Origin of the sequence: Pseudoalteromonas sp. MMG007, assembly GCF_018100985.1 — a bacterium.
Classification (GTDB): domain Bacteria; phylum Pseudomonadota; class Gammaproteobacteria; order Enterobacterales; family Alteromonadaceae; genus Pseudoalteromonas.
Window position 1 is genome coordinate 158,539 of record NZ_JAGJEI010000004.1, and the last position, 14,442, is coordinate 172,980.

Consider the following 14,442-nt stretch of genomic DNA (forward strand, 5'->3'; position numbering starts at 1 on the left):
GCTTATAATAATATTGTTTTACACGGGTTAATAAGTACGTACCAAACATACACAGTACAACACCTAATATCATCGCAAAAAAAGCGGTCAAAAAAAGTTGATTAACACTCATACATTGCCCTTTAGTTTCATTATAAAAGGCTTAGCATCGGCTCGACCTTTATTAATAAGCTCAGGTGCCTCTAAGTTATCAATAACACTCTCCGGCATATCGGGGGCAAATTTATAACTCTCATTCTCTGACAATTGTTTAGAGAAATCTACAAGCTTCTTACCCGCATAAAAACGCCTAAGCTGCTTACATTCTTGTTGAATGTAAAAATGATCTGATATTACGTTTTGTTGTGCAAAAAAATCACTCGTTGTTAATTTAAATAAATGCTTTATTGCATTATTAACATCATTCTCTCTACAGGCGTGTAAATATAAGTACACTGTATTTTCTGCGATACTAAAGACATCTCCTTCACGCTTGATATGAAATAAATGAAGGGGATGGATTGGATCTATTCTTGGTAAAAGCTCTAATTTGACTAATACCCCGCTAACACCGAGGTTTACGGCAGAATCACTGTGAACTTCTACTTGTTTTGTAAACTCGTTAAAAGGTAAATACCCTTTAGAAAACGTGTTTTCAGTGTATTTAAGTACATGCTCAACCGATGGAGGTAATGGTCTTGTGTATTGAAACCCTTGTATTGATTGTACTTGTGACAACAACCTAGATGGTTCTGTGGAGCTATACAAAATAAGGTTTACACCCAATGTTAAAAGTAAGCACTCATCTTGATGGCGAATAACACCATCAACGTTTTGAATAACTAACTTTAACCAACGTCCACAGTTTTTTCTTAATTCGAAACACTGCTTACCTAATAGCGATAAATCGGTATAACGTGTTACTGAAAAAATTAATGTAGCAGCCTCGACTTTTGGCCCTTTATTAAATAAAGCATTGTTATCTTTTAGCGTTTTGTAGTGTGCTGGTAGTTTAGTACCCTCTGGTACTACATTTTGAACTAGCCAAACTTCGTTCTCATCGGCAATAGCCGACTCTTGAAGTGACTTGTTTTCTTTATTTAAAGCCTCTTGCACGACAAACTGATCACCACTTATTGATAATTGAAAATGCTCACTCGCGATTATGCCTTTACTGTGACCCCAGTAGTCATATTCGAGTACTCGCATAGCCGAGTCGTTATCAACAAACATTAAACCATCTAAATACTTATTGAGGCATCTGAATAAAAAACGATAGTTAGCAATATCAGGGCCTGATATCAAAAATAATAGGGTAACGCCTGTTTTTTGGGAAAAGTCATTATATTCCCTCATAATCAATTTTAAACTTGCATCATCGACACTATTAATTTGCGCCGTGTTAAAGTGAATCAAAACAAGTGCATTGTTTAGTCGCTTATAAGCACTGATCTCTCTTATTATATTTTGATTTAATTGCCTAGCAGTAAATTGCTGTGTACCCGAGGAAAGAGAAAAAGGATGCACTCTACTTTGTTCATACGCTAAATTTAATGCATGAGAGAAAGAAGAATCAAAAAATGATTCAATCTCTTGAGAAACTATAAATATATCATTATTCAAACTTGCGTTAACTGAATGTAACGACACTTCAATAACAAAATTGTCCAAAGGAGCCAAAACAGCATAACTTGAAGCCGGTTTTAACTCTTTTGCTGCAGGCTCTAATCCCGTTATGTTAAAGTTATGCACTTAAAACGCCCTATAAAAAAATACTTTTTTACTAGTTTTAACCGTTATTCTATATATAATAGCCAAATATTGTCCACCTATAATAAAAATAATTAAAACGTTACCCAAAGGCCACGATGAACAGTTTAACTTATAAAGATTCACAAACGTTAACATCTAGTGACATAGAAAACCTAGCGCTTCGCTTTGGTGGTAAACGTGAAGACTACATTGAAATTGTAAATAAACAAAAAAATATTCAAACAATCAATAAATATGCTTTATTAAAAGAAATAAATAATGAACTAAACGCAGCAATCAATCCCTGTCATAGCGAGTAAATTAACGTTGCAAAGAATTTTTGTTAAAGGTATCAAAGGTGGATTAGGTAGCACGTCTGTTGTTGCCAATCTCGCGTGCGTGTTAAAAAAGTCTCATGTTAATGTCATTGCAATAGATTTAGATCCTAAAAGTGACTTGGGTTTACATTTTGGTCTGCCCTGGAAGTCGACCAAAGGTTGGAGTAACGAAGTCAATTTCGAAGATGTACTTTTACACTTCCATCAAGATAGTGACGGTGTCATTTTTTTACCTTTTGGTGACATTAATGTTGATCAAAACGACATTGCCCACATTGTTAACAATTGCAAAAAGCTGGATTGCCCACAAAATTCATGGTTTCTATTCGATTGTCCCTCTTATATCGACTTAGCACACTTACCTTTGGAACCGAATGATATAGTTATAGAGCTCATAAATTGCGATGCGACTTGCCACAGCTTAATATATAAACGCCTTAAAAAGCTAAAAAGTACTGATTCTAGTTGGAAACACTACTTTTTAGTTAATCGCTATAACTCTGCCTCTGTTTTAGAATTTGACTTGTTCTCACTTTGGCAATCAACCCTTCCCTTGATGGCACCGTTTTTTATTAACAGCGATGAAGTCATCAAGGAATCCACGGCTTATAGAAACGTTGCCCTTAACTGCGCGCCGTATAGTATTGCTAATGATGACTTTGAAACACTCGCCGGCTGGCTTGTTAGTAAAGCTGCGTTGTAACTATGAGCTTTACCATTTTTTACAATCGTCCAATTCACAGTACTTTATATATACTGTTGAGCATTTTATTTACCGATAAACTTGTTCGCTATATTCTATTTAAATTTCATAGCTACTTTAATCAGCATAAAGTAAATGTAATTGAAGCCTTCTTAATGCCTTTTATTACTTTATTCAGTTCGTTATTTATAAATATTAAAAAAAACAAACTTGATTTTGAACTGGTGCTTTACAGCTACTACCCGCACCTAAGGCTTCCTTATAGAACATATGTTTATTCAAATATAATACGCTTTATTATTCAGAGCCTATTTTTAATGTTTTTTAAAAATAGGCTTAAAGAAAGCTCATACTCTATAAAAGAAACCGCTGTCGATTACTTTTATAATCGGGTTAGCTACGTGCTAAGGCAGCTACGTTGGTTCGATTTGAAATTAGGGAAATTAATTAGACGCTTACTATCAAAAAATAAAAAAGCTCCAAAAAAAAGTGCCTTCAAAGCTATGTCTGAAGCGCGAATTTGGCAAAATAAGCTTATTAAATATTTAACGCTGGCATTTATTTTTTTCTTATTAGCGATCTTTATAACCATTCCGTTTAGCCTAGAAGCACAAGCTGTCTTTATCAGCTTTATATTAATCGTAGCGTATGCACTTAAACGTGTAAAAGGGCAAATGGCTACCATTGTCATGATCACCCTCTCTGTAACTACTTCTTCTCGCTATTTGTGGTGGCGCTATACCGAAACCTTAAATTGGGGTGACCCTGTTGCACTTACGTTAGGTGCGGGATTATTACTTGCAGAAACTTATGCGTGGCTTGTGCTTATTTTAGGCTTTTTTCAAACAATAAATCCGCTTGAACGTAAACCTATTCCGCTCCCCAAAAATACAGATTTATGGCCCACGGTGGATGTTTATATACCCACTTATAACGAGCCTTTAAGTGTTGTCAAACCGACCACACTTGCGGCATTAAGCATTGACTGGCCAGCAGATAAATTAAACGTTTATATACTTGATGATGGTAAACGCCCTGAATTTGGTGAATTTGCTAAAGAGGTTGGTGTTGGCTATTTAACACGTCCAGATAACAATCATGCAAAAGCGGGTAACATGAATAGCGCTATGCGTTATACCGATGGCGAATACATCGCTATTTTTGATTGCGATCACGTCCCCGCTCGTTCATTTCTACAAATGACAATGGGACAATTTTTAAAAGATAGTAAAGTATGTTTAGTTCAAACACCGCATCACTTTTTCTCCGCGGACCCATTCGAGCGAAACCTTAACAACCACAGTCAGATCCCCAACGAAAACATGCTATTTTATGGGCTTATCCAAGATGGTAACGACATGTGGGATGCCACCTTCTTTTGTGGTTCTTGTGCGGTTTTAAAACGAGAAGCACTTGAAGACATTGGCGGCTTTGCTTTTGAAACGGTAACTGAGGATGCGCATACAGCTCTTCGTATGCAGCGTGCTGGCTATAAAACAGCCTATATTAATATCCCGCAAGCAGCGGGTCTTGCTACCGATAGCCTTTCAGCCCATATAGGTCAACGTATCCGTTGGGCTCGTGGTATGGCGCAAATTTTTAGACTCGATAACCCGTTAATGGGAAAAGGCTTAAGTGTTCCTCAGCGCTTATGTTACATAAATGCTATGCTGCATTTTTTATCGGGTATTCCACGTATAGTGTTTCTAACAGCCCCTTTGGCGCTTATATACTTTAATGCATATATTATTTACGCTCCATTTTTGGCCATCTTTATATATGTCGTGCCAACGCTTATCCAAATAAAAGCGACCAACTCACGTATTCAAGGTAAGTACAGGTACTCATTTTGGGGAGAAGTCTACGAATCAGTACTTGCTTGGTATATATTAAAACCAACCACCGTGGCTTTATTTAACCCTAATAAGGGTAAGTTTAACGTGACAGAAAAAGGTGGTCTAAACGATGAGGAGCATTACGACTGGGGAATTTCTAAGCCTTATCTAATTCTCTTAATCATTAACTTATTAAGTATACTTGTAGGTGTTTCAAGACTCGTTCTGGGCGATCCTAGCCAAATAGGCGTACTGATAATAAGTATGGGTTGGGCTATTTATAATATTATAATCCTTGGCGCTGCAGTTGCTGTAGCGGCAGAAGCTCGACAAGTAAGGCACTCACATCGTATTAAAGCTAATTTCCCGGCAGGTATTCGATTAGCTAACGGACATACCCTAAAGGTTAAAATTACAGATTATTCAGATAATGGGGTAGGTATCGAAACTGAACATGCACACTTATGTCGTGTAAACGATAAAATAGAACTCTTAATGAGCCGTGGTAATAAACAGTTTTCGTTTACCACACATGTATGTAATACCCGTAAAAAACAAATAGGTTTAACCATAAAAGATTTGTCGCTTGAAAAGCAACGTGCTTTCATTCAGTGTACATTTTCAAGAGCAGATGCATGGCTAGATTGGCAGAATAACTTTAGACACGATCGTCCTTCGTATAGCTTTAAAGAAGTACAAAAAACAAGTTTAAGGGGGTTTAGTAATCTATTATTTCATGCGCCTAGGCCGTTACAACCTATTATTAAATTTATGACCAATATTGTCATTTACGTAAACTCATTCACTCCAAAAAAACCGATAGTGCATAATAATTATGATTAAAAAGCTACTTAATACATTTCTGACATTGTTACTCATTAGTATTGCTCATCAGGTGATGGCTATAGAGCCCATACATGATAAATCTATATTTATAAATGGGTATCCCGAGAGTGCACAGGTTTCAAGCCTACGTTTAGATTTTGAAGCTTTAGGATTTAATGACTACAAGTTAGATGGTATAAATAATAATTCACGCGTCGATTTTACAAATAGAATTGATAAATTGAGTACAAATTTAAAGCTTAATTTTTCATACACTAATTCGCCTTCATTAATCGCTAATGTGTCGCATTTAAAAGTTTATTTTAACGATAACCTAGTTACTGTTTTACCTATAAACGATGAGTTAAGCGTTGTTAAGAATACGGTTAACCACAGCTTAAGCCTTAACGCAAAATACGTTCAAGACTTCAACCAGGTTCGCTTTGAGTTAGTTGGCTATTATGATTTACAATGCCAAGACTATTTTAACCGCTCTATTTGGACTGAAATAAATAAGTCGAGCAACATCACACTTGACCAAAAGCAATTAGCTATCGATAGCCGCCTGGAGTATTTGCCCGAACCATTTTTTGATACCAAAGACTACGGTAAATTAAATTTGCCATTTATATTTGCAACAACACCAGGCACAAAAGCAATTGAAGCAGCTGCGACTTTATCTAGCTGGTTTGGTGCACAAGCAGATTGGCGCGGTGCAGACTTCCCAGTAATCTTAAATAAAGCACCAGAGCAGCATAGCATCGTATTTATTACTAACGATTCTAAACCTGATTTTTTAATAGACTACCCAGATGTTGAAAAGCCTACCATAGAGCTTATCTCAAGCCCTATCCATAGATATAACAAAATGTTGTTAATACTTGGCCGTGATGAAGAAGACTTGAAAACAGCAGTAACTGGGCTTGTGTTTGGGCACAAAATAATGACAGGCAGAAGCGCAAGTATAGAAGCAATTAATAAACTTCCCTTGCGCAAAGCATACGATGCCCCGCGCTGGCTACGAGGTGATCGCCCTGTTCACTTTGATGAATTAATCGACTACCCAACTCAATTACAAGCACAAGGCCTAAATAATGGCCCGATTAAATTAAATATTCGTTTTGCGCCCGATTTATTTACATGGCGTGAAAAAGGCATTCCTATTACGTTGCAATACAGAAACACTCCAGAAAGTGAAACGTTAGATTCACGCTTAAATATGCTTATCAACCAAGAGTTTATTAGTGGTTTTTTGTTAAAAAAAGACGATTCATCACCCTCAACAACAAAAACATTACTGCCATTGATAGCCAATACAGATACAACGCAAAGTGCTGAAGATTTTTCGTTAGACGGTATTAAGCTCGCTAACAGAAACGAGCTTAACTTTGACTTTAGATTTGCAGTGCTGCAAAAAGGAGAATGTCCAGCCGCCCCTCCTGGTGGTGAGTTTGGCGTAATAGATGGAAACTCTAATATAGACGTAAGTGGGTTTGACCATTACATCGCATTGCCTGATTTAAACGTATTTGCTAATAGTGGCTTTCCATTTACTAAATATGCTGATTTACAACAAACTTTAGTGCTTATTGACGAAAAACCAACAACCCAAGTAATTTCGGTACTGCTTAACTTAACTGGGCATTTTGGTGCAATTACAGGCTACCCAACTCACAGAATGAGTGTTGCTCATTTAAATCAAAATGCTGACTTGGATGATAAAGACATTTTAGTGATTGCCAACGCTAGCACCGCAGCTAAAGAACTTGATGAAAACTCGCAAACTAATATTTTATTAAATGGTAATCAACGCGCTATAAAACAAGCTATATACAACGGCGCTTATGATGAAAGTGAATCTGAAAAAGTACAAGTGAGCATAACAAGCACCGGCGATATGGCTGTAATTACAGGCTTTCAGTCTCCGTTTGATTCCGAGCGCTCTATAGTTTCCCTCAGTGCGACGTCTCTAAATGGATTTAACTTATTAGATAGTGCACTAATGAATTCAGAATCTCTTGCACAAATTAAAGGCAGTGCAGCTGTTATTAACTCGCAAGGAATTAAAACAATAAAAACCGACGAGCAGTATTTTATTGGCCATATTCCAGTGCATACCTTAATTTGGTTCCACTTATCGGATCACCCATTCGTGCTTGCACTACTGTCTATTTTAACCCTGCTATTGATCTCATTTATTATATGGCGATTACTACAAGCGCTTACATACAAACGCTTAGCTGAAGGAGATAAATAATGAAATCACTCATTAATGTATTTTTAACTGTGATTGCATTGATTACTTTTAATGCCAGCGCACAGATTGAACAATGTAAACCATGGGGCGCGTGGCAAACATTTAAAAGTAATTTTATAAGCCAAGATGGCCGAGTTATAGACTTAGGCAGTGAGCAAAACATTACTACTTCTGAAGGACAATCTTATGCATTATTTTTTGCAGTTATTGCAAATGATAAAGCAACATTTGATTTAGTGCTTAACTGGACTCAAGAGCACTTATCTGAAGGCGACTTAAGTACGCGTTTACCGGCATGGCAATGGGGAACTAATAAAAACAAAGAAAGCGGAATTTTAGATTCTAACCCAGCCTCAGATTCTGATCTGTGGATAGCTTATAGCTTATCGCAAGCGGCAACGCTCTGGGATGACCGCCGCTACGGTATTTTAGCCGCAGTCCTTGCACAGCGTATAATACGTGAAGAAACAGCATATATTTCAGGCCTTGGTTTATCACTTTTACCCGCTCCATCAGGTTTTGAATTTGATAAAGAACGCTTTAAGTTAAACCCGAGCTACTCACCTTTGTTTATTTACCAGCAATTTAAAAAGCTATACCCACATTCCCCTTGGCATCAGTTACACGAAGGCTCAGCCAAGCTTATTTTAGATACCGCAAATAAAGGGGTTAGCCCTGACTGGGTGATGTATGATGCTAATAACGGGTTTTACTATGATAGAAAAACAACTGACTTAGGTAGCTATAACGCAATTAGAGTCTATTTGTGGGCCAGCATGATGGCAAACGATGCACCTTACAAAAAAGAACTTTTAGCACAGTTTAAGCCTTTTATAGAGACAATTAATGATAGAGGGTATGTACCTTTAAACACTTTTTCTAAAACTGGAAAGTCTGAAAAAAGAGGCCCTGTTGGCTTTAACTCAGCGCTACTACCTTTACTTGCTGAAAATACAGATAGCGCTGTTGTAATGGCTATTCAACAAAAGCTAATGGTCGATCAATCATTTACCCGAACTCGTTATTACGACAGTATACTTAATCTATTTGGTACTAGTGCATTCAATAAACGTTTTTCAATAACAGCAGATGGGACGCTACAACCAGCATGGAGCACTGAATGCCGTTAAGGTTTGCCCTAGCTTGTACATTGGCCCTTAGCTCAGGGTTAAGTGCCAATACAATCAATGATATTGATACACAGTCTGTTGATTGGCTATTAAGCCAAATAAATATTGGCGAAGCACAGCAAAATAAAAAGCTTATTGAAGACAGCTTAGAGAAACTGTTGGCGATTGCCCCTTCCAGAATAGAAACGCAGTGTGCATTAGCGCGGTACGACTTTGCTAATAAACAATACAGCAAGGCAAATCAGCTACTTAATAAAATAAAAACAGGGGGGTCAATACAACATCCCTGTGTTGCTCAGCTCAGTGCACTTTCAAAAGCCGAAGGTGTTGATAAAGCACGCATTCAGGAGGCTAAGTTATTAGCTCGAGCTGGTAGGTATGAACAAGCAAGGGCTATTTATAATTCATTGTTTAAAGGTGTATACCCTTCTTTGAGCTACGAACTAGAACACTTAAGTTGGTACTCACAAGATGATACACAATGGCAAAGCGTAACAAAGGGTTATAAAACCTTATTAAAAGCTTATTCGAATATAGGTCAAGTAGAAGTTCCGTATGCACGGCACTTGCTGAAAAAAAGCCCTACAAATAAAAAAGCTATAGATATTTTAAGCAAATACGGAGCAAGTCCTACCTTTATTAATGAAGTCGAATTTATTTGGCTTGCAACTTTAAAAAGTATGGAGCTTACTCAAAATACAGTTAAGCAGTACCAGCGTTACTTCTCTGTTTATCCGTTTAGTAGTAAAGGTAAGCTACAATATGAAGACTTCCAAAGAGATTTAAAAGTAAGACAAGCCTTACTTGCTGATCCTGCATATCAGCTTTGGCGTAAGGGTGATCGCTTACTCAATGCAAAAAAATTAAAAGAAGCTGAACCCCTGCTACTAAAGGCTTTAAAAGGTCGGCCAACCGATAAAGAAGTGATGCGTAGCTTGGGGTATTTATATTTAGCCAAAAGCGACTATAAAAAATCGTATTACTATTTTTTTACCGCTCAAAAATATACACCTAACTTTGATGAGCGTGAAGGACTTAAAGAACTCGCAACTGTTGCGAAGTTTTGGCAGTACATGGCTGAAATGGAAGACGCTATAGAGCAATCCGACTTTGAAACTGCACAGTTAAAACTAAACCTAGCTGAGCAATTAAATCATGACCAAGAAGCTTTCCTTTATAACAAAGGCTTATTGTTAGTTGCTCAAGGAAACTACACACAAGCAGCGGCGGCCTATCAAGGCGCACTAAAAACAAACCCTTTATATGAAAATGCTTTACTTGGCTTATTGAATATTGCGCAGCTTGATCAAAACCAAAAATCAATTAGCAATTTTTATAACTCATTAAATGCTAAGCAGCGAAATTTAATATACCCTTCTTATGCAACTGCAATTAGTAATACTCTAAGAGATAAAGCAAGTGAGTATACTAATGAGGGTGATCTAGAAAAAGCAGAAGAATTACTTAAACAGGCAATTGAACTTTCACCAGAGCAACCTTGGCTTTATTACGATTTAGCCTTTATATACCAACAAAAAGGTCTTACCCAGCAAGCACGTAATTTGTTTAATAATGTATTGTGGCAATTCCCGTTAAACTCCCAAATAAGATATAGCCATGCTTTATTTTTACGCTCTATAAATGATTATGAAGGTGCTTTAGATACACTTAAATACATTCCTTTTAAAAACCGAGATGCCGATATTATTGCCCTAGAGCAGCAATTATTGCTCAATGAGTCTCTTACACAAAGTCAGCAATATCTTGATTTAAAAAATAAATCTGTCGCTATTTATCACTTAAGTAACTTAGAAGCGAGAGAGCTAACACCCGAAATGCAAGCCGAGCTTTCAAATAGTTGGTACAAAATTGATGAAAAACTACACGCACTTAAGTTACTTTCAAGTGCCCTGTCATCTGACCCATTATTGTCGCCTTATTGGCATATTTTACAAGGCCAATGGTTATTAGAACAAGGTAACAAAGTTGAAATCAAAAGCTGGTTTGAGGATTACGTGTTACCAGAGAGCGCCTCTGAAACCGACACAGTTCAGTATGTTCAATTGCAGAATAACTATCTAAACCAGTTTTATACCGGTAGTGATTTGATTGCTAAGCTCAATCAGCTAGATCAAAAATATAAAAATATCCCAGCAACAACTACCGCACTTATTAATGCAAACCTGGCACTAGAACAATATGAAGCAGCAGTGATTTTGTATCAGCGAAAAGTGCAAAGCAATCAAACAATCGAGCCGCAAGCAATGCTTGCTATTGCAAATGCATACAAAGAACTTGGTAACGACTTTCAGGCAAAAGAAGTAACAGAACAAGCAATAACACAAACCACCTCACAAGAGGGTTACTTGCAGCGCCAAATCATGTCATCTTTAAATGAATTAAATTATTCAGGAGATGCGCTTTATTTAGCTAAACAACTTATTGATAAGTCACCAAACGATCAAGAGCTACGTTATTTAGGCGCTCAAGTTGCAAGCAACTTTAATGAATCAGAGCAAGCAAAATCTTGGTATGCACAAACGCTTTCGCCTGAGCGCACCTTAAATGATAAAGAACTTTACAGCTCACTTTTAATAATAGATGAAACCGATCCCTGGTACATAAATGGTGCTAAGCGTGAGCTCATAAATGAGCAAAACAAAAACCAAGCTTACATTGCCATTGGCGTTAACTTTAGCGGCCAAACAAGTACAGAAAGTGATGCTACACTTGGCGCCGGCTCAGTACCTATTGAAGCTTACTTTCCACTTTGGCAAGGACAAGGGTTTATAAAAATAGACCCCACAAGTATTAGTGCACAAACAACACGTTTTGATGAACAATTTGCTGGTAGTCGTTATGGCCAAGGTGCCTTATGTATTTTTACCTGTGCAATAGATGAGGTTACCCCGGAAGAAAAAGGTGTTGATGTTGGTATAGGTTGGCAAAATGAAAACTGGCGTGTAGATGTAGGTACAACGCCACTTGGTTTTTTAATTGAAGACATTGTTTGGGGCGTAAATTATGCTGATAGTCTTGGCGACTTTAATTATAGTTTAGAGCTTGAAAAGCGACCTGTAACAAATTCGGTTCTCTCTTATGCTGGCCTTGAGGACATAAACACAGGTGAAATTTGGGGCGGAGTTCGCTCTACAGGCCTTACGGCCAACTTATCACATGACTTGGGTGGCAATTGGGGCTTTTGGTCCAGCGCCGATTTTACCTTATATAGAGGTCAAAATGTCAAAGATAATCAACGCTATAGAGTTATGGGTGGAACATATTACCGAGCAATTAGTAATCAAAAGCGTGAATTAACTATTGGCGCAAGTTTATTGCATTGGGCATATAAGTTTAATCTAAGTCAAGAAACATGGGGACATGGTGGTTATTACAGTCCACAAAACTATGTAGGCTTATCGGTCCCTGTTAGCTATGACGCACGCTGGGGCGATGACTTTGTATACCGCTTAAAAACAGGTTTATCGTATTCACAAACGAGAACCCAAGCCATTGACTTTTTTCCAAATGATACCGATCTTCAACTTCAAGCCTACGATAGAGAGTCGATTACCGGCGTTGACCCCGTATTTGAGGGTGACGACAGTTCTGGCGTATCGTACAACATCGAAGGTAGCTTTGAATATCGTGTAACTCCACACTGGTTCTTTGGCGGCTACTTAGCTATTGATCGCTCAGATTTTTACGAGCCAAACTTTGGCCAGCTTTATATCCGCTATTATTTCAACCCTGTGTACGGCACATTAGAGTTTCCGGGAACGCCAATTATCCCTTACGCTGACTTTTAACGCGGTGGACGGTGATACACCGCGAATACTTCCCCTAGCACTTAGGTATATGTATACTTGAGCGCAATTGTAACTAGGATAAGGGTGTGTCTCTTACCTTGTGGTGTTACAACCATATAGCAAATCATTATCTTAGCTACAAATAATATACTGTTGGTCGAGCATTTTAGTATTTACAAATCCTAAAATAGCTAAAGCAAAAAATTATAAGGCCATCATAACAATACTTAAAGTTAGGAAGTAAATATGAGTTCAGCTCCAGATAGTGGCTGGTTTGGTCACCCTAAAGGACTTTCAACATTGTTCTTCACTGAAATGTGGGAACGAATGAGTTATTACGGTATGCGAGCGATGCTCGTGTTATTTATGACAGCAAGTTTACAAGAGGAAGGCCTTGCCTTTACTGTTGCAACTGCTGCTGCAATTTATGGCCTATATACAGGCTCGGTATACTTTTTAGGTTTACCTGGTGGATGGCTAGCAGATAGATTGTTTGGCGGTCAAAAAGCAGTATGGTATGGCGGCATAATTATTATGATTGGCCATATTATTTTGGCTATTCCACATGATTATTCATTTTTTATTGGTTTAATATTTGTAGCAACAGGTACTGGTTTACTAAAACCAAATATCAGTGCAATGGTAGGCCAGTTATACAGCGATGCTGATGAGCGTCGTGATGGCGGTTACGCTATTTATTACATGGGTATTAATGCGGGCTCTATACTTGGTTACTACGTATGTGGTTACTTTATGGAGAACGTAGGATGGCACTGGGCATTTGGTGCGGCAGCTGTAGGTATGGCCATTGGTTTAGTGCAGTACAAACTCACACTTAATAACTTACCAAAGCACAGCGCTTTACCGGCTAATCCATTAGGCCCTAAAGGTACTTCACGTGCATGGGGTGGTATCGCATTATTTGTCGCTGTTGTTACTGGCGTAACAATAGCTGCAATGACTGGTGTAATAGTTATAAACCCATCGATTGTAGCCGGTTACACAGCCGTTATATTCACAATTATATTCTTTGTGTATTTTGGTCTTATCTATTTTAAAGGTAAATTAACTGGCGAAGAAAAACAAAGAATGTGGGCACTATTTTTAGTGTGTGTTGCCTCTGCGTGTTTTTGGTCTGGTTTTGAGCAAGCGGGTTCATCACTAAACTTATTTGCCCGTGATTACACTGACCGCCTAATTGGTACGTTTGAAATTCCAACAACATGGTTTCAATCTTTAAACTCACTATTCATTATTGCTTTATCACCATTTTTTGCTGCTCTTTGGATTAATTTATCAAAGAAAATGGTATCACCTACTTACAGCGTAAAATGTGCAATGGGCTTAATTATTATGGCTTCGGGCTTTTTAGTAATGTTCATGGCGGCTCATTACGCTGCTGAAGGTTTAAAAGTGGCACCTTACTGGTTGGTTACTACCTACTTTTTACATACTGTGGGTGAGCTATGTTTAAGCCCTGTAGCATTAAGTGCGGTAAGTAAACTATCGCCTAAGCGCTACACAGGTCAAATGATGGGTGTGTTTGTATTAACTTACTCAATCGGTAATATCATCGCAGGCTTACTCGCTGGTAACTTTGATCCGAATAACGTTCAAGAAATCCCTAACCTATACTTACAAATAGCGTTGTTTAGTATTGGTGTTGGTATTGTTTTAGTACTTATGAGCTTTAAAGCGAGAGTATGGGAAAAGCAAGGGTTAGAAGAAAAAGTAGCTTAAAATTTATTTTTAAAATAAATAAATTTTATTAAAAATCGTCCCCCATAGCCTCTATGGGGGATTTTTCGTCAATT

At 37.7% G+C, this 14,442-nt stretch carries 8 protein-coding genes; 7 read left to right on the top strand and 1 reads right to left on the bottom strand.

The features are described from left to right. Positions 1-108 precede the first annotated feature (108 nt). Entirely contained in the window at positions 109-1,731 is a 1,623-nt protein-coding gene (gene bcsE, locus J8L71_RS07715; RefSeq protein ID WP_211000019.1) for a cellulose biosynthesis protein BcsE, read from the bottom strand. 116 nt (positions 1,732-1,847) lie between these two features. Between bcsE and bcsR the strand changes: the two genes are divergently transcribed. From bcsR to J8L71_RS07750, 7 genes are all read left to right on the top strand, one after another. Beyond that, positions 1,848-2,051 carry a BcsR/BcsP family cellulose biosynthesis protein gene (gene bcsR / locus J8L71_RS07720; RefSeq protein ID WP_211000020.1) on the top strand — a complete coding sequence of 68 codons (204 nt, stop codon included), beginning with the start codon at positions 1,848-1,850 and terminating at the stop codon, positions 2,049-2,051. A 7-nt stretch (positions 2,052-2,058) separates the two neighbouring features. Further along, on the top strand, positions 2,059-2,772 hold the full coding sequence (bcsQ, locus tag J8L71_RS07725; protein WP_211000021.1) for a cellulose biosynthesis protein BcsQ: 714 nt from the start codon (positions 2,059-2,061) through the stop codon (positions 2,770-2,772). 2 nt (positions 2,773-2,774) lie between these two features. Then, complete coding sequence (bcsA, locus tag J8L71_RS07730) at positions 2,775-5,450, top strand: UDP-forming cellulose synthase catalytic subunit (protein WP_211000022.1); 2,676 nt, start codon at positions 2,775-2,777, stop codon at positions 5,448-5,450. Beyond that, on the top strand, positions 5,443-7,689 hold the full coding sequence (gene bcsB / locus J8L71_RS07735; RefSeq protein WP_211000023.1) for a cellulose biosynthesis cyclic di-GMP-binding regulatory protein BcsB: 2,247 nt from the start codon (positions 5,443-5,445) through the stop codon (positions 7,687-7,689). The genes bcsA and bcsB overlap by 8 nt, the downstream gene beginning before the upstream one ends. Beyond that, on the top strand, positions 7,689-8,819 hold the full coding sequence (bcsZ, locus tag J8L71_RS07740; RefSeq protein ID WP_211000024.1) for a cellulose synthase complex periplasmic endoglucanase BcsZ: 1,131 nt from the start codon (positions 7,689-7,691) through the stop codon (positions 8,817-8,819). Before bcsB ends, bcsZ begins: the two co-directional genes overlap by 1 nt. Continuing rightward, positions 8,810-12,628: a cellulose synthase subunit BcsC-related outer membrane protein gene (locus J8L71_RS07745; protein WP_211000025.1), complete on the top strand. Its 3,819-nt coding sequence runs from the start codon at positions 8,810-8,812 to the stop codon at positions 12,626-12,628. Before bcsZ ends, J8L71_RS07745 begins: the two co-directional genes overlap by 10 nt. 246 nt (positions 12,629-12,874) lie before the next feature. Next, positions 12,875-14,368, top strand: coding sequence for a peptide MFS transporter (locus tag J8L71_RS07750; protein ID WP_211000026.1), 1,494 nt, complete (start codon positions 12,875-12,877; stop codon positions 14,366-14,368). Positions 14,369-14,442: the final 74 nt, after the last annotated feature.

Coding starts and splice junctions, on each gene's coding strand:
- bcsR (WP_211000020.1), top strand. CDS start 1,848: ATGAACAGTTTAACTTATAAAGATTCACAAACGTTAACATCTAGTGAC.
- J8L71_RS07745 (WP_211000025.1), top strand. CDS start 8,810: ATGCCGTTAAGGTTTGCCCTAGCTTGTACATTGGCCCTTAGCTCAGGG.
- bcsB (WP_211000023.1), top strand. CDS start 5,443: ATGATTAAAAAGCTACTTAATACATTTCTGACATTGTTACTCATTAGT.
- bcsZ (WP_211000024.1), top strand. CDS start 7,689: ATGAAATCACTCATTAATGTATTTTTAACTGTGATTGCATTGATTACT.
- bcsA (WP_211000022.1), top strand. CDS start 2,775: ATGAGCTTTACCATTTTTTACAATCGTCCAATTCACAGTACTTTATAT.
- J8L71_RS07750 (WP_211000026.1), top strand. CDS start 12,875: ATGAGTTCAGCTCCAGATAGTGGCTGGTTTGGTCACCCTAAAGGACTT.